Genomic DNA, 15,962 nt, shown 5'->3' on the forward strand with positions numbered 1-15,962 from the left:
CGCCGATTCGGGGGTACTCGGTTCTCACCCCGAGGAAAGGCGAGTCATGGACCAGGCAGACGGGCACACACCCGGCAGTACCCGCGGGAGCCGCGGCAGCCCTGAAGAACCGGTCGGTGAGCTGGTGCAGCGCGCCTCGCAGCAGCTGACGGAACTGATACGCGGCGAAATGCGGCTGGCGCAGGCCGAGATGACGGAGAAGGGCCGACGCTACGGCAAGGGAGGCGGCCTGTTCGGCGGGGCGGGCCTGGTCGGCTTCCTGGCCCTACAGGCACTGGTCGCCGCCGGGATCGCCGGTCTGGCCGTGCCGTTGCCGGTCTGGGCCGCCGCCCTGATCGTGGCCGCCGTTCTCGGATCGGCCGCCGCCGTGCTGGCCCTGACCGGGAAGAAGGAAGTCACCCAAGCGGCCCCTCCGGCCCCTGAGCAGACCATCGACAGCGTGAAGGCCGACCTGGCCGAGATCAAGGAGAGTGTCAAACGATGACGCAACCGCACGACGACGAACCCGTCGCCGCCGACACGGACGACCTGCGCGAGCAGGTCGAGCAGACCCGGCACGAGCTGGGCGAGACCGTTCAGGCCTTGGCCGACAAGGCGGATGTCAAGGCTCGCGCGCAGGAGAAGGCCGCCACGATCAAGGAACAGACGACGGCGAAGACCGCGGAACTGACGGGTCAGGCCAAGGCGAAAGTCTCCGAGGCGTCGGAGGTGCTTCAGGACAAGGTGCCCGACGCGGTCAAGGAGAAGGCAGTCGTGGCCGCAGGACAGCTGAAGGCCAAGGCGTCGCAGGCCGAGCAGGTGTGGCAGGACAAGGCTCCTGAGCCCGTGCGGAACAACCGCACCCCCCTGTTCGCCGCGGGCGCGGCCCTGCTGGCCGTCTACGTACTGCTCCGCCGCAAGAAGAAGTAGGAGGGCTCGGGATCGCAAGCCTCTTAGGTGGTCTGGCGGCCGGTGCCCCGTTCGGACAGGTGGGGAAGCCGATCGGCCCCTACCAGGACACACCCGAGGCCGCCGACCGAGACCGCGGTGGGAGCGAGGAGCCGACGGCCGCCGTCCCGCAAGGAGTGATCTTCGCGGGAGCCACGGCGGCCGTCGACCACCGTGGCGCGTCGACCACCCAGCCCCCTGACCGGCACCTGGCCGGGTCGACCCATCCCGCCGCGTCCCGTCCCTCACCGGACGGTCAGTCACAGCGTTTCCAGTACGCCCGCATCGCACTGAACTGGACCGCCCGTCCGAACGGCCGCCCAGAGGTCGCCCCAGAGGACTTGGGTGGAACGGGCGTCACGCCCGGCTGACTCCGCCGACGAAAAAAATTCAGTGTCCGGCTGCATCCGAGAGAGGCCTTCCGCGCGAAGTTCGTTCAGAACGCGCGACGAAGGAGCCATGGACATGCAGCACCCCACGGGACCGGGCAGACAGCCGACCGTCCCGCCGGTCATCGGCATCGCCTGGTGCGCCTGGCACCATGCGTACAGCGCCACGGCCCGACTCGTGCGGGACGCGGCCGGTGCGGCGCGCTTCGCCTGCACCTCCTGTCGCGCGGCGCACGACCTGGCCCCCGTCGCGGACCAGCCATGACGCAAGCCCCCGAGCCTCCCCCGGTCGAACAACTGAGCCGCGCGCAGTACGACGGCTGGGCCTGCTGCTGGTGCGGCAAGAGTCTGCTGCACGGCTCCGGAGTGGTGTCCGCGGGGATCGCCCGAGGCAACTCCGGGGTGCACGTCCTTGACGTCGAAGTGTTCGCATGCGGACCTGCCTGTCCTCGCAGGCCGCGCGGACCCCAGTCCGGCAAGACCTCCCGGACGTGAGGTCGGCAGGTATCGCCAACGGCAGGACGCGGCAGGCCGGTTGAAATGCCGGGACCGCCTCACCGTCACGGCCCGCGGGTGCCGCCTCAACCGCACAGCCATCTGCACCGCAGCTGATCCACCGTCATGAGCCCAGCCTGTCCGCCAACTTCACGACTCTCGACGACGTCACGACTCCCCCGGTACTCCCGCCTCGAAGTCGGGGCCCATGGCGTCGGCCCACGGCTCCGTGGCGGTGACCACCGGTCGGCCGAGCCGCGCCGACTCCTCGATCGCCAGGCCCAGCAAGTGGTCCTGCAGACCGTCCGCCAACGGGTACGGAGGCGGACCCTCGCCCCGAACCCACAGGGACATCCGCTCGACGACGGTCGCCGCCGCGATGTCCTCGTCGGACAGGCGAGCGGGGCGGTACGGATTCCGGTACATGGCACGGCCGTTCACCGCGATGCTGTCCAGGAAGAACCCCTCCAGGTTCATGTCCAGACCGGTCTGACGGCGCGTCACGACAGACTCCACGACCGTGCGCGGGTCCTCCAGGAAGACCACCCGATCGTCGACGATCTCGCCCGCCGTTCCCCGCACGGTGAGCCTCCTGTGCCTCAGGGGGTTCCACCACTGGTTCTCGGTGAAGTCGTACAGGCCCGTTCGGCCGCCTCCGAAGTCGAGGATCGCGAGTGTCGCCGTACGCGGGACAGGATCAGGGTCGTCGGAGAAGGCGCCCCCGAGGGCGATGGGATCGACCAGGGACGTGCTGACGGAGTGGGCGATCACGGTCGTGGGCCCGCGACCCGCGTCGAGCAGTCCGCGCATGATCGACACCGCGTGGTAGAGGTGGTTCGAGGTCACCTGCACGCTGGTGGGCTCGCCGACCAGTCCTTCCCTGACCATCCGCAGCCGGGTTCGGTGCGCGGGCATGAACATGTTGTGTTCCGCCACCTGCACCAGGTCCCGTGCACCCACCCGGGACCACAGCGCTCGCATCGCGGGGAGGTCCGGAGCGGGTGGGGTCTCCTCAAGGACGGCGACACCGAGTTCGACGATCTGCTGCGTGATCTCCGGCGCGGCCGGCCAGGGCACCGCGACGATCACGAAGTCGGGCTCGCCCTGCTTGGCCGCCTCTTCCACGGAGTCCACCGCCACGGTTCCGAACCGGTGCGCCAACTCCTCGCGCCGCGCGGCCGACCGCGAATGGACACCGGTGACGGTGAACCGTCCGGGCAGTTCGGCGGCGACCCGCAGGAAGAACTCCGATCGCCAGCCCGTGCCGACGATCGCGAACTTCGCCGGTCGATCCGTGGTGGACATCCGCCCGCCTCCTGTTGGCTCGTTCCTCCGTGGCCGGAGGGTCTTGAGGAGCACTGAGGACCACGTGTCGTCCCGGTCTCCGCGTCCCGAGCGGCCCAACGGGCCCAACCGCCGCCCCTCGCACCTCCTCAGCGCGGGAGCAGAGGCTTCCAGCCCATCAGTAAGGGCTCATCCCGCCAAGCAACCCGCTCCATCATCCCATGAATTTCCCCGATTTCCCCCTCCGATCGCACCATTGACAGCGCTTCAACTCCCCTCAATCATCAGACATCCGATGAATTGGAGCCGCTCATGGGTACGTATCCGAGACGTCAGGTCCTGGGCACCGCGGCCGGAGTCGCCGTAGCAGCAGCCCTCCCCCTCTCCGCGACCACCGCCGCGCACGCCACCGAACCCCTCACCGAGCACACCGGGCACACCGGGCCGTGGGCTGCCGTCCCCGACCCCGTGCCCGTCCTGCTCGACTCCCTCTACGACAACGACGGCATCGACACCGCCTCCGCACGCGGCGGTGACTTCGACGGCTCGGGCTACACCTTTCCGGGCGAGGAACTTCCCGCCGGCCGTGTCGAGGTCGACGGCACGACCTTCGTCTTCCCGGCCTCGGGCGCCGGCGCGAAGAACAACGTCGTCGCACTCGGCCAACGCGTCGAACTGCCCACGGGCCGCTACCTGTCGGCCGTCTTCCTCACCTCTGGCAGCTACGGCAACGCCTCCGGCAAGGCCACCGTCCACTACGCGGACGACTCGACCACGACCGCCGGCCTCGGCGGGTCCGACTGGTACGCCACGGGCGGATCCCTGTCGGCGCCCTACCGCTACGGTCCGGACGGCAGCAAGGACCAACACCCCGTAGGCATCGGCACATCCGAACTGTGGATCGACCCACAGCGCGACGCCGTGGCGATCACCCTGCCGGTGACCAACCCGGCGCAGGCCGGCAAGGCGTCGCTCCATGTGTTCGCGCTGTCCCTGCAACCCGCCGCCCAGGGACGCGCGTTGGCCCTGCGCCAGACCCGGTCGACGAACTCGCTGCTGGAGGCGTCCGGCGCCCAGAGCATCGAGGCCACCGTCGTCAACGCGGGGACCGTCGCCGTCCTGGCCGCGGACAACGTGACGGTACGCGTGGAAGCTGCGGGGGCACGCACCGTCGAGGCCTCCCGGATCCGCCGCCTGGACCCCGGCGAGCAGGCCCGTGTCCGGGTGGGCATCCGCAACCGTGCCGGCACCGTGCCGGGCACGGCCCAGGACGGCTCGGTGACCGTCACCGGCCGGGGCACCCAAGTCACTTCGCGCACAGGCCGGTTGACCCTCGGCGTCGCCGACTACCAGCCCACCGAGGCCTCCTTGGACGGCCATCAGGCTCCGTACTGGTTCCAGGAGGCCAAGTTCGGCATCTTCATCCACTGGGGCGTCTACTCGGTGCCCGCCTGGGCACCGGTCGGCAAGCAGTACGCCGAGTGGTACTGGGATCAGATGCAGGACCCGAACAACCCGACGTACGCCTACCACCGGGACACCTACGGCGAGGACTTCGCGTACGACGACTTCATCCCGCGTTTCACCGCCGAGAAGTTCGATCCGCGGGCCTGGGTGGAACTGTTCCGGGACGCGGGCGCCGAGTACCACGTGCTCACCTCGAAGCACCATGAGGGCTTCGCGCTGTGGGACACCAAGGTCTCCGACCGCAACGCCGTGAAGATGGGCCCCAAGCGGGACCTCGTCAGAGAACTCTTCGAGGCGTCACGCCGCCACACTCCCGAACTCCACCGCGGGCTCTACTTCTCGATGCCCGAGTGGTTCAACCCGGACAACCCGTGGATGGGCCACGCCCCGCGCAATCCGTACACCCTCGATCCGGTGCCGTACACCGGATACACCGCGGGCAAGGACTATGTGACGGAGTATCAGGCAGCGCAGATGCTGGAACTGATCCACGGCTACGACCCCGAACTCATCTGGTGCGACATCGGCGGCGCCAACGACAGCCTCCATGTGCTGGCGGAGTACTTCAACCACGCCAAGAACCGCCGCCGCCCGGTCGACGTGACCGTCAACGACCGTTCCGGGATCGGCTTCCACGACTTCACCACGCCCGAGTACACGACGTACGACAACACCGTCGTCGCCAAGTGGGAGTCCAGCCGCGGCCTCGACCCGTTCAGCTACGGCTACAACCGGGCGACCCCCGACGACGGCTACATGACGGCGGAGGAGGTCGTGCACAACCTCGTCGACATCGTGTCGAAGAACGGCAACTTCCTTCTCGACATCGGCCCCCGCGCCGACGGCACGATCCCCGAGATCATGCAGACACGGCTCCGCGAGACGGGCCACTGGCTGCGCACCAACGGAGAGGCGATCTACTGCACCACGTACTGGTCCCGGATGGCCGAACTGGGCGAAGACCTACGCTTCACCGTCCGCCCGGACGAGGCCTTCTACATCCACTCCCTGACCGAGCCGGGATCGAAACTCACCGTCGAGGCGCCGATCCCCGTCCGCGGCGGCGACAAGGTGACGATGCTCGGTCACGGCCGCCCCCTGACCTGGACCGTCAGCAACGGAGCGCTGGTGATCGACGTCCCCGAAGCCGCACGCAAGGCGGGGCGGCATGCGTGGGTGTTCAAGGTGCACTGGCGCGCCTGAGACAGGACGGAAACCCTGAGCACCACCGGTCGTCGCGACGGCACGCCGCCTGCCGTTCGCGACACCGGCCGCTCATCGATCTCGCCGGTGTCAGCTGGTGGGCTCGCCCACGGACACCACCGCCGCTGCCGCCCGGCCCTCGGGGGCGTCGTAGCTGACCGTGTCCCCGGCAGCGTGGCCGAGAAGGGCGCGCCCAAGGGGACTGTCGGCCGTGACCAGCGTCCGGTCGCTCGCCGCGGCTGTCTCACCGATGTCGATCGTCTCCACCGCGCCATCGGAAAACCGCACGGTGACGGTACTGCCCACACCGACAACGCCGGTGGACGGCGGGCCTGCCGCAGCCGCCTCACGCAGCCGCGTGGTGACCTCCGAGATCCGGTCGTCGAGGCGCCTGAGCTCGTCGGCACGCTGCAACTCGTCGGCTTCGTCGGCTCTGTCGCCGACCACCGAGTCGGAGTCCCGCAGTGTCGCCGCGACCGTCCCGCGTTCCGTGTGGAGGTCGGCGAGCTCTTGCTGGAGGGCCTGTCGGGCAGCATCGCTGATGGGCGCTGGTTCGCTTGGCATGCCTGCTCCTCGGGGACGCAGGAAGACGGAAGCACAAAACAAACACTTCAGGCCATATTAGCCTTTTGTCGGCCGCGTGCCGCCGGGTACCGTCAGCCGCTCACGATTCCCACCACGAGGTTGATGGCCGTGGCGAGAATGCTCGTACCGAAGACGTAGGACATCAGCGAGTGCCGCAGCACGATCGAACGGATCGTGGAACTCGAGACATCCGTGTCGGACACCTGGTACGTCATTCCGAGGTTGTAGCTGAAGTAGAAGAAATCCCGGTACGCCGGCGGATCGTCCGCATTGAAGTCGATGCCGCCACCGGACGCGTAGTACACGTAGGCGTACCGGGTGGCGTACATCAGGTGCAGCGCGGCCCAGGCCGTGAAGACCCCGCACAGGGCGGTCGCGGCATGGCCGGTGTCGGACTCGCCGCCGTGCAGGAGGAGCAGCACGATGGCGACCAGTCCGCACAGAGCCACCAGGACCACCGCGACTTCCTCGGTGCCGGGCCGGAAGTCCTCGCGTCGGGCATTGCGGTGGGTGGCCGAGGCGTTCATCGGCCACAGCACCGCCCAGCCCGCCACCACGAAGAACAGTTCCATCGCGGCGATTCCGGCCAGCACACCCAGTGCCGCGTCCGTCGGCGGTCCGACCGCCGCGCCGACCACGCCTCCGAGGGCCAGCGCGATGGCCAGCCGTGGCACGGCGTCCAGGGGCAACCAGGTCCTCATGCACTACCACCGCAATCCCGTTCTCGCGTCGACCCGACAGGAACGCGGACTACGTACCCCACCGGTGGATCCGGGCATCGCCTCGTTCCTCCGATGCCCCGGAACGGTCGACGAGGTTCACTCGCCCACGCAGCACGCGCTCGGCCCTGCGGCTCTGTGGACCGGGAGACCTGCGGCCGGGACGGTTACGTCGACTTCGGTCCAGTGACCGGAGGAGATCTCCGAATGGCCCACGTTCTGGCCTTGGAAATGGACCACGCTCCTGGGCTGCTTCGCTTCTAGGGTCGAAGACACGACGAGCGGGCTCCAGTCCTGTCGGCGCCGTCCGCATCGCCGGCCGAATCGTCGGCCGCGGCCAACGAGCGCCGCCGAGGCGCTACCTGACCGAACAGGTTTTTCCGCCCCTGAACGTCGTCCACCCCCGAGACAGATGATCGAGGAAGCGATTCCCATGAAAGCGATCGTGGTGACAGACCGGACTGCGGGAACAGCCGGGATGACGCTGGTCGAGCGTCCCGAGCCGCAGGCAGCCATCAACGATGTCGTCGTGCGCGTCCACGCGTCGGGATTCGTCCCGACCGAGATGGAGTGGCCGTCGACCTGGACCGATCGCGCGGGCCGCGACAGGAACCCGTCGATCCCCGGCCACGAGCTGGCCGGAGTGGTCACCGCTCTCGGCTACGGGACGACGGGACTGTCGGTCGGGCAGCGGGTGGTCGGCCTCGCCGACTGGCACCGTGACGGCACCCTGGCGGAGTACGTGGCGATCGAAGCACGCAACCTCGCACCGCTGCCCGGTGACGTCGACTTCACGACCGGCGCGTCCCTGCCCATCTCGGGTCTGACCGCGTGGCAGGGGCTGTTCCGGCACGGCCGCCTCCAGGCCGGCCGGACCGTGCTCGCCCATGGCGCGGCCGGGGCGGTCGGGACGATGGTGACCCAGCTCGCCCGCGAGGCCGGCGCCCATGTCGTCGGCACCGGACGCGCCGCCGACCGCGAGAAGGCCCTCGGCTTCGGCGCGCACGAGTTCGTCGACCTGGAGAACGACACGCTGGAAGACGTCGGCAGCGTCGACCTGGTCTTCGACGTCATCGGTGGCGACATCCAGAAACGGTCCGCCGCCCTGGTCAGGGCCGGAGGAACGCTGGTGTCCGTCGTCGGCCCGGTCGAGACTCCGCCCGCCGCCGGCCTGGCGGTGGACTTCGTCGTCGAGGCCGACCGTGCCGACTTGAATGAGATCGTGCAGCGGGTGCGGGACGGACGGCTGCGGACGAACATCGACGCGGTCTCGCCCCTCGACGACGCCGTCGCCGCGCTCCATCCGACCGGGCGGCGCAAGGGCAAGACGATCATCCGCGTTCGTCCGTGAGGGACGGCCGCACCGGTGATCGGAAGCGCCCGCCGCCTCATTCCAGAAGGGGTGGCGGGCCGCGTCGAGATCGGCGGTGGCGGTACGGACACACGCGTTCCGCAGTCGCCGCAGTGTGTTCGCCAGCGCCGCGCCTCACGGACCCGGACCGGACACACACCCCACCTTCCCCAACCCTGAATCGTTGTCATTCCTCTTGACCCCACTCCAGAGGGCGATTTACGGTTCCCGCATTCGCAGTGAATGAAACGATTCAATTCCTGCTCACCCGTGACAAGTTGGGGCTGAACCATGCACGAAACCCACCCGCAGCATGGCGGTGCGACGCGCCGGTCCGTCATGGCGGCCGCGCTGACGACCGGTGTCCTCGCGGCGCTCGGTCCGACGGCCAGCGCCGCCGCATCCTCCGGGACGACCCGCTCCACCGCGGCGGCGCCCACGGCGAGTTGGTTCGCCCGGCCGACCACGTCGGTCCGGCCCAGGTTCCGTTGGTGGTGGCCGGACGGGCTGGTCGACCCGGTGGAGATCGCGCGGGAGGTCGACCAGATGGCCGACGCGGGATTCGGCGGCGCCGAGATCGCGGCGGTGCACCACAGCATCACCGACACCTCCGTGCTGGACACCGCCCGCCACGGATGGGGCAGCCCGGCCTGGCGCGCCGGTGTGACGGCCGCGCTGCGCCAGGCCGCCCGTCGCGGACTGACCATCGACCTCACCCTCGGCCCGAGTTGGCCCGTCGCGGTGCCCGGTGTGACTCCCGACGACGACGCCGCGGTGAAGGAACTCGCCTACGGCAAGGCCACGTTGACCGGCGGCGCGGCCTACGACGGTCCGGTGCCGCCCTCCGTGTACGCGGCCGCCTCGGGTGTCACACGGCAGAAGCTCTTCGCCGTGCAGGCCGCCCGCGTCAACACCGCCTACTCCAGCGGCAAGGCGACGGGGCTCGACTTCGAGAGCGTCACCGACCTCACCGACCGGGTGTCGGGCGGCAATCTGAGCTGGACGCCGCCCGACGCGGCGACCTGGGTGATCCTGTCGTACTGGCAACGGGGTTCGGGCCAGCAGCCGGAGGCGGGGCCGCACTCCTCCCCCGCCGCGTATGTCGTCGACCACTTCAGTGCGGCGGGCACCGCCGCCGTCACCCGCTACTGGGACTCCACGATCCTGGACTCGACGCTCCGGCAACTCCTGAGATCGGCGGGCGGCACCTTCTTCGAGGACTCCGTCGAGCTGGAGACCAAGGGGCTGCAGTGGACGCCGGGCCTGCCCGCGGCGTTCCGCGAGCACACCGGACGCGATCTGCTGCCGTATCTGCCGGCCGTCGTCCTCGACAACGGCAACCAGATCTTCGCCTTCGAGGCACGGCTCACCCAGGAGGTCAGGCACGACTTCTGGGAGACCGTCTCCGGCCTGTTCAACAAGCACCACCTCGGGGCGCTTGCGTCCTGGGCGCACGGACACGGCATGAAGATGCGTTCCCAGCCCTACGGTCTCCAGACCGACGCCATCGCGTCGGCGGCCGTGCTCGACGTCCCCGAGGGCGAGTCGCTCGGCTTCAAGAACCTCGACGACTACCGCTGTCTGGCCGGCGGCCGTGACATGGCCGGTCACCGCATCCTGTCCTGCGAGGCGGGCGCGTACGCGGGCGGCGCCTACAACACCACCTGGGACAAGTTCCTGCGCACCATGGGCGGCGCGTACGCGGCGGGCGTCAACCAGACCGTGATCCACGGCTTCTCCTACGCCACCGTGCCGGGGGTCAGCTGGCCCGGATTCGCCGCGTTCAGCCCGTACGGCGGGGCCCCGGGATACGGGGAGTCGTGGGGACCGAGGCAGCCGACCTGGCGCCATGTGCCCGACATCACCGGCTATCTCGGCCGTGTCCACGAGGTGCTCCAGTCGGGCACCGCCCGCGCGGACATCGCCGTCTTCCGGCAGACCGGCTACACGGCCACCGGCATCGGGGCGTCCTGGCTGACCTCGACGGGCGTCCCGCTCGGCTGGACCCACCAGTTCCTGAGCGGCCCACTGCTCGACCTGCCCACCGCCAAGGTCTCCGGCAGACGCCTCGCACCCGACGGGCCCGCCTACAAGGCCCTGTTCCTCGAAGGCGACTTCTTCTACGGCTCCAACCCCACGCTCGCCGTCGCCGACGCCCGCAGACTGCTGAAGTTCGCGCGGGCGGGCCTGCCCACCGTGCTCCTCGGCGACTTCGACCAGGCCCTCACCCCGGGCCTCCCCGATGCCGGCGAGCAGGACGAACTCCGTTCCCTGACAGCCCAGTTGCTCGCCCTTCCGAACGTGCGTCGGATCACCGACAAGACCCTGGTCGGCGCCGCGTTCGCGGAACTCGGCGTGACCTCCGACGCCGTCTACTCGGTGTCGTCGACCCTGCAGAACGCCCACCGGGTCACCGACGACGCCGACTTCTACTACCTGTGCAACGGCAAGCACGCCGAGACCGTCAAGCCCGCCGTGGCCCTCATCGACCACGACGTCACGCTGCGCGCGACCCGCCGCAAGGGGTCACGTGCCGTCCCCTACCTGCTGGACCCCTGGAGCGGGCGGGTCACCCGGCTCGCCCAGTACACCCAGGACGGCGACGCGTTCACCTTCCGGGTGACGCTCCAGCCGGGCGAGACCCTCGTCGTCGCGCTGGGCGCCCCGGGGCTGTTCGGGGACCGCTGCGGGAGCCGTCCGCACGCGGTGGCCACCGACGCGGACTCCGTGCTCTTCGCGGACGGGTCACTCGCCGTACGAGCCTTCACGGCCGGTGTCCGCACGACCACCCTGTCGACGGGCCGGAAGGTGACCACGAAGATCCCCGAGGTGCCGGCGGCGATACCCCTCGACCGGTGGACGCTCTCGGTCGACGACTGGCAGCCGGGCGGCACCGCGACCACCACCACGGTCGTCCCGCACAGCCTCGTCCTCGATGCCCTGCTGCCGTGGTCGCAGATCCCCGAACTCGCCGACGTGGGCGGCATCGGCCGCTACCGGTCGACGGTCACCCTGCCGAAGACGTGGACCTCGGACACGGGGGCCCTGCTCCGCCTGGGCAGCGTCAGCGACACGTGCCGGGTCACCGTCAACGGAACACGGCTCGACCCGGTGGACCGGCTCAACCCGGTGGTGGACCTCGGCGGCCATCTCCGCCCGGGCACGAACACCATCGAGGTCGAGGTGGCCACTCCGCTGTTCAACCGGCTGCGGATCAGCAACCCGGCGGTGTTCGGGACCTCCGCGCGCCAGTCGTACGGCCTGGTCGGACCGGTCCAGCTCACGCCGTACGCACAGCGGAAGGTGGGGTGATCCAGGCAGGCCGCGCTCCGGCGACCCGGCAGCGGCCCGGTCAGGCGCACGTCAGTGTCGGCGTCCCCCAGTCGCCGTGGTCGTTGCCGTTGCCGTCGCCCGCGTCGCCGACCCTGAGGTCGATCACCTGGGCGCCGCTGACGTCGACGTCGATCGGCACCGCGGCCTGCCGGCCGCGGATGGTCGGCGTGGTGATCAGGGTCCTGCCGTCGGCGATCACGGAGAACGTCACCGAGCCCGCCCCGTTCGTCTCGTCGTCGACGCCGACGTCCGCGGTCAGCCGGGAGCACCGTCCGGCGAGGTAGAGCTGGACGTCGCTGACGGAGTTGGTGCCCAGGCCCTTGGCGTGGCCGACGCCATCGATGGTGATCGGGCGGCCGTCACCGGCCGCCTGTTCGCCGACGCTGGTGTCCCGTTCCACCGGGCCCCACCCGTTGGTGGACGACAGGAAGGACAGGTCGCTCACCTCGCTGCTGCCGGCCGGTGGGGCGGGCGGTATCCCGCCGACGATGCGCTCGTCATCACCGGCGGTCTGGCGTCCGCTCTGCCGGTAGCGCACCGTGGCGGTGAGCGCGGAGGCGGACGGCAGCGTTCCGGTCGGCGGCCTGACCGTCCAGGTGAAGGTGGCCGAGGCGCCGGGGCGCAGGCGGTCGACCGACGCGGGGCTCGGGGAACTCACGCTCCAGCCCTCGGGCGCGGCGAGAGACGCCGTCAGTCCCGAAGCGGACGGCCGGTCTTTCGGCACCAGCACGGTCGCCCGCGCGGTGAAGGCCTGTCCCGGCTGGGCGGTGTCCGGCACGTCCAGGGTGACGTCCGCTCCCGGGCGCTTCGGCATCGCGTAGGTCCGGGCGTCGTAGCGGGGGCTGTCGTTCTGCCTGACGCGCAGGGAGGAGGCGTAACTTCCGTAGTCGGTCAGGGAGACCTTGCCGAGGCCGCCGGTGCTGCCGTCCAGGTTCCATACGGCTATCGCGATGCTGTTGTGGCCGTTCGGGTTCAGGATGCCGTTCGGGACCGGGAACGTGTGCTGCGGGCCCAGGTAGTTGACGTAGTTGCCGACCTGCCAGCCGTTCACGAAGATCGTGGCGCGGTACCTGCGGGCCGGGTCGTCGGTGAACGTCAGGCCGAGCGAGGTGTCCTGGCCGTGCGGCAGGTCCAGTCGGGCGTCGGTGCGGTACCAGGAGACCCCGGGTGTCGTGTCGGTGGTCGGGAGCGTCACGCGGTTCCAGTCGCCGTCCGGGTAGCCCGGCAGGGACCAGCCGGCCCGTTCGCCGTAGAGACCGCCCGTCGAGAGGGGGCCGCGGACCGGGTCCTGGAGGTCCTCGCCGCCGCGTACGCCCTGGAGGCGCCAGGTGACGGACGTCAGCGGCGCGCCGGTGAGGGAGGCGCTGGTCAGGCCGCGCGCGGTCTTGTTGCCGTTGCTGGAGTTGTAGTCCTCCTCGTGCCCCATGTTGACGGTGAGCACGGACAGGACGTTGTCGCCGCTGGACTTCACGGAGCCCGCCGGGAAGGTGAGGTCGCCGCTGCCGGTGGTGGAGCTGCCCAGGAAGGTGCCGTTCAGCCAGGCGGAGAACGCCTGCGCGCCTCCGCCGGAGTCCGAGACCAGGTGGACACCGGTCTCCTTGCCGGTGGCGCGGAATCGGCCTCGGTACCACGTGTTGCCGGTGTGGAAGCCGTAGTCGTCCGCGTAGAGCACCGGCAGCGAGTTGACGCCGGAGACGCTGTTGGTGGTCGCCTTGTCGGCCACCTGCCAGGTCGTGTCGTCGAAACCGGGGGCCGCTTCGGAGGACTCCTCGGCGTGCTTCCAGTCGGTGAGCGCCGGGAGGTGCACGGGGGCGGCCACCGCGATCTTTCCGGTACGACTCGCCCCACCGGTGGCTTGGCCGCCCAACGCCTTGCCGTTCCAGGTGACTTGGGCGGCGGAGGTGAACACCTCGATGTTCTTGTCGTCGGCGTTGTCGCCGGTGAGTGCCACGGTGCGGCCGCCGTGCAGGCTGGTCGCCGTCCGCAGCAGGTGGGTGCCGCGCACGAGCACCGGGCCGCTCGCGGTGTCCTGCCGCCAGAAGGTCTTCGCCGTGGCCTTGTCGCCGACGAGCAGCAGGAGCGGGCGCTGTCCGGCTTCGCTGACGGTGACCCGGATCAGGCCCTGGTGCGCGTAGTCGAGCCGCAGGTCTCCGGTGGCCGGGTCCCAACTGGTGCTGACCGTACCGCCGTCGGCGGTCACGGTGGGCTCGGAGCCGTAGCGCAGGACGGTCTCGCCGTCGCTGCCCTGGTCGCCGTAGAGCACCGCGATGTCCCGGTTCCCGATGGTCGCGCTGGTCATGATCTCGGAGGTCGAGTACTGCAACTGGGCTTGTCCGAGGCGGTAGTTGGCCACGATCACATGGGAGTCGCGGCCGTCGAGGGTGATCGCGGTGCCGGGCTGCTGCGGCACGACCGGGTAGGTCGGCTCGGCGCCGGACCCGGCCGTCGGCACGTCGATGGCGTCGACGGCCACGTAGTTGTCGGTCGATCCCGAGGAGTGGTTCCCGGTGACGACGATCTTCAGCGTGTGGGCGCCCGGTGTCAGGCCGGTCTTCTGGAAGAGCACGGCCTGGCTCTCGCTGCCGGAGTCGTCCACCGTGGCGGCCTTGGTGCCGTCGAGGTAGACGTCGGCGTAGCCGTGGTTGTCGGTCTTCGAGCCGATCCAGCGGATCGCGGTGCCGTCGAAGGGGACGGTGAGCGAGTCTCCGGCCTTGTTCGAGAACGACTCGGTGTGTTTGTAGTCGCCGCCGGTGTAGCTCGTGTCGGCCACGTGCGACCACGAACCGGCGTACTGCAGCGCGGAGTCGGGGTCGTCCCAGGTGTAGGTGGTGTCGGCGGACGGCTGGGCGTTGAAGTCCAGGGAGATGTGCGTCCTGTCGACGGCCGTGGACGTGGAGTTGCCGTGCCGCAGGACGTGGAACTGGGTCCTGGTGTCGGGGTTCATCCGGGCCGTGTCGACGACCGCGGAGTCGTCGGGCGGGACGGCCCTGATCGCCTCGGTTTTGGTCAGCGGGGCGACCGACTGCGTGAAGTAGCCGATGAGTTTGTCCTCGTCGTACTTCGGGTCGAGCTGGCGGGTCTCGCGGATGGCGGCCCCGTAGTCGTACGACGTGTAGTTCTCGGGCATGCCGAGCCAGCCCCAGTTGGTGCCGCCGTAGGTCATGTAGAAGCTCTGCGCGGTGGCGCCGACGGCGATGTTCTGCTTGTAGAAGACGTTGGCGAACCGGTCGTTGATGAGCTGGGCGCACTTGTCGTAGCCGGGTCCGCCCCAGGGGTCGAAGGCGCCGCCCTGGAACTCCGGTGAGTACAGCGGCTTGCCGGCCGGGTGGTCGTAGCTGATGTCGGGGACGCCGTTCCACTTCGAGGGGTTCGAGCAGTCGAAGCCCTGCGGGTAGGAGTCCGGGCCGTCGACGTCCAGGGCGCCCGTGCCGGAGTTGAAGGTGCCGTTGTTGTTGCCGGTCAGCGGGACCGTGATGCCGTCGGCGCGGGCCTTGTCCTCCAGGTGCTGCATGTAGGAGCGGGCGGCGGCCGAGCCGTCGTAAAACTCGTTCTCGACCTGGTAGGCGATGACCGACCCTGTTCCGTTGGTCAGTTGGTGGCGGGCGATGATCCGGTCGATCCGGGTCAGCCACTCGTCCGCGTACTTCAGGAACCGGGGGTCGTCGCTGCGGTTGTCCTCCGCCTTGGTGGTCAGCCAGCCCGGCAGGCCGCCGCTGTCGACCTCGGCGTTGATGTACGGCGCCGGTCGGGCGATGACGTAGAGGCCGGCCTCCTCGGCCATGTCGAGGAGTGTGTCGACGTCCCGGACCCCGGTGAAGTCGTACACACCCGGCTTCGGCGAGTGGTAGCCCCAGTCGAAGTACAGGGAGGTCGAGTTGAAGCCGGCGGCCTTCATCTTCTGGAAGATGTCGCGCCACAGGTCCTGGCTCGGGAGCCGGAAGTAGTGGAACTCGCCGGACCACAGGTAGGTGCGTCTGCCGTCGACGAGGAACGAGTAGCCGTCGAGAGTCACCGTGTGCGGCTGCGGAGCGGCGGCGGGAGCGGCCTGCTGCGGCTCGCCGACGTCCCGTGCCGCCGCGGCGGGCGTGATGGTGCCCGCCGCCAGGGCGATGGCCGCGGCTGTCGCGAGGACCGCCCTCCACCATCGCGAACGTCCGGGTCTCGCACCCTCTGAACCGATCCGACTACCCCGCACTGCGGCCTCCAGAC

Annotated in this window: 10 protein-coding genes; 6 read left to right on the plus strand and 4 right to left on the minus strand. The window is 69.8% G+C overall.

From position 1 onward, the window contains the following. Positions 1-46: 46 nt before the first annotated feature. From ACIPTO_RS21590 to ACIPTO_RS21600, 3 genes are all read left to right on the plus strand, one after another. Complete coding sequence (locus ACIPTO_RS21590; protein ID WP_401194579.1) at positions 47-484, plus strand: phage holin family protein; 438 nt, start codon at positions 47-49, stop codon at positions 482-484. Further along, on the plus strand, positions 481-909 hold the full coding sequence (locus tag ACIPTO_RS21595) for a DUF3618 domain-containing protein (protein WP_366315197.1): 429 nt from the start codon (positions 481-483) through the stop codon (positions 907-909). Before ACIPTO_RS21590 ends, ACIPTO_RS21595 begins: the two co-directional genes overlap by 4 nt. Before the next feature lie 483 nt (positions 910-1,392). Beyond that, on the plus strand, positions 1,393-1,581 hold the full coding sequence (locus ACIPTO_RS21600) for a hypothetical protein (protein ID WP_366315199.1): 189 nt from the start codon (positions 1,393-1,395) through the stop codon (positions 1,579-1,581). Positions 1,582-1,979: 398 nt separating this feature from the next. Here the strand turns inward: ACIPTO_RS21600 and ACIPTO_RS21605 are convergent, their stop codons facing one another. Then, on the minus strand, positions 1,980-3,116 hold the full coding sequence (locus tag ACIPTO_RS21605) for a Gfo/Idh/MocA family protein (protein ID WP_401194581.1): 1,137 nt from the start codon (positions 3,114-3,116) through the stop codon (positions 1,980-1,982). A gap of 291 nt (positions 3,117-3,407) precedes the next feature. Here ACIPTO_RS21605 and ACIPTO_RS21610 point away from each other — a divergent pair, with 291 nt between their 5' ends. Further along, entirely contained in the window at positions 3,408-5,765 is a 2,358-nt protein-coding gene (locus tag ACIPTO_RS21610) for an alpha-L-fucosidase (protein WP_401194583.1), read from the plus strand. 90 nt (positions 5,766-5,855) lie between these two features. Here the strand turns inward: ACIPTO_RS21610 and ACIPTO_RS21615 are convergent, their stop codons facing one another. Together ACIPTO_RS21615 and ACIPTO_RS21620 are read right to left on the minus strand one after the other, a co-directional pair. Continuing rightward, positions 5,856-6,329 carry a GreA/GreB family elongation factor gene (locus tag ACIPTO_RS21615; protein ID WP_366315205.1) on the minus strand — a complete coding sequence of 158 codons (474 nt, stop codon included), beginning with the start codon at positions 6,327-6,329 and terminating at the stop codon, positions 5,856-5,858. Between the two features lie 92 nt (positions 6,330-6,421). After that, positions 6,422-7,051 carry a DUF1345 domain-containing protein gene (locus tag ACIPTO_RS21620; protein WP_401194586.1) on the minus strand — a complete coding sequence of 210 codons (630 nt, stop codon included), beginning with the start codon at positions 7,049-7,051 and terminating at the stop codon, positions 6,422-6,424. Positions 7,052-7,502: 451 nt separating this feature from the next. Between ACIPTO_RS21620 and ACIPTO_RS21625 the strand changes: the two genes are divergently transcribed. Together ACIPTO_RS21625 and ACIPTO_RS21630 are read left to right on the plus strand one after the other, a co-directional pair. Then, the gene (locus ACIPTO_RS21625) at positions 7,503-8,420 is read left to right on the plus strand and encodes an NADP-dependent oxidoreductase (RefSeq protein WP_401194588.1); all 918 of its coding nucleotides are present in this window, start codon (positions 7,503-7,505) and stop codon (positions 8,418-8,420) included. A 291-nt stretch (positions 8,421-8,711) separates the two neighbouring features. After that, positions 8,712-11,732 carry a glycosyl hydrolase gene (locus ACIPTO_RS21630; RefSeq protein ID WP_401194590.1) on the plus strand — a complete coding sequence of 1,007 codons (3,021 nt, stop codon included), beginning with the start codon at positions 8,712-8,714 and terminating at the stop codon, positions 11,730-11,732. A gap of 40 nt (positions 11,733-11,772) precedes the next feature. Here the strand turns inward: ACIPTO_RS21630 and ACIPTO_RS21635 are convergent, their stop codons facing one another. Beyond that, positions 11,773-15,948, minus strand: a complete 4,176-nt coding sequence (locus ACIPTO_RS21635) for a beta-galactosidase (protein ID WP_401194592.1) — start codon at positions 15,946-15,948, stop codon at positions 11,773-11,775. Between the last annotated feature and the right edge of the window lie 14 nt (positions 15,949-15,962).

Origin of the sequence: Streptomyces sp. NPDC090083, from assembly GCF_044747445.1 — a bacterium.
In the GTDB taxonomy this organism is placed as follows: Bacteria; Actinomycetota; Actinomycetes; order Streptomycetales; family Streptomycetaceae; genus Streptomyces.

Excerpts from the sequence above, each read along its gene's own strand:
- ACIPTO_RS21600 (WP_366315199.1), top strand. The coding sequence starts at position 1,393 with ATGCAGCACCCCACGGGACCGGGCAGACAGCCGACCGTCCCGCCGGTC.
- ACIPTO_RS21610 (WP_401194583.1), top strand. The coding sequence starts at position 3,408 with ATGGGTACGTATCCGAGACGTCAGGTCCTGGGCACCGCGGCCGGAGTC.
- ACIPTO_RS21605 (WP_401194581.1), bottom strand. The coding sequence starts at position 3,116 with ATGTCCACCACGGATCGACCGGCGAAGTTCGCGATCGTCGGCACGGGC.
- ACIPTO_RS21590 (WP_401194579.1), top strand. The coding sequence starts at position 47 with ATGGACCAGGCAGACGGGCACACACCCGGCAGTACCCGCGGGAGCCGC.
- ACIPTO_RS21615 (WP_366315205.1), bottom strand. The coding sequence starts at position 6,329 with ATGCCAAGCGAACCAGCGCCCATCAGCGATGCTGCCCGACAGGCCCTC.
- ACIPTO_RS21630 (WP_401194590.1), top strand. The coding sequence starts at position 8,712 with ATGCACGAAACCCACCCGCAGCATGGCGGTGCGACGCGCCGGTCCGTC.
- ACIPTO_RS21620 (WP_401194586.1), bottom strand. The coding sequence starts at position 7,051 with ATGAGGACCTGGTTGCCCCTGGACGCCGTGCCACGGCTGGCCATCGCG.
- ACIPTO_RS21625 (WP_401194588.1), top strand. The coding sequence starts at position 7,503 with ATGAAAGCGATCGTGGTGACAGACCGGACTGCGGGAACAGCCGGGATG.
- ACIPTO_RS21595 (WP_366315197.1), top strand. The coding sequence starts at position 481 with ATGACGCAACCGCACGACGACGAACCCGTCGCCGCCGACACGGACGAC.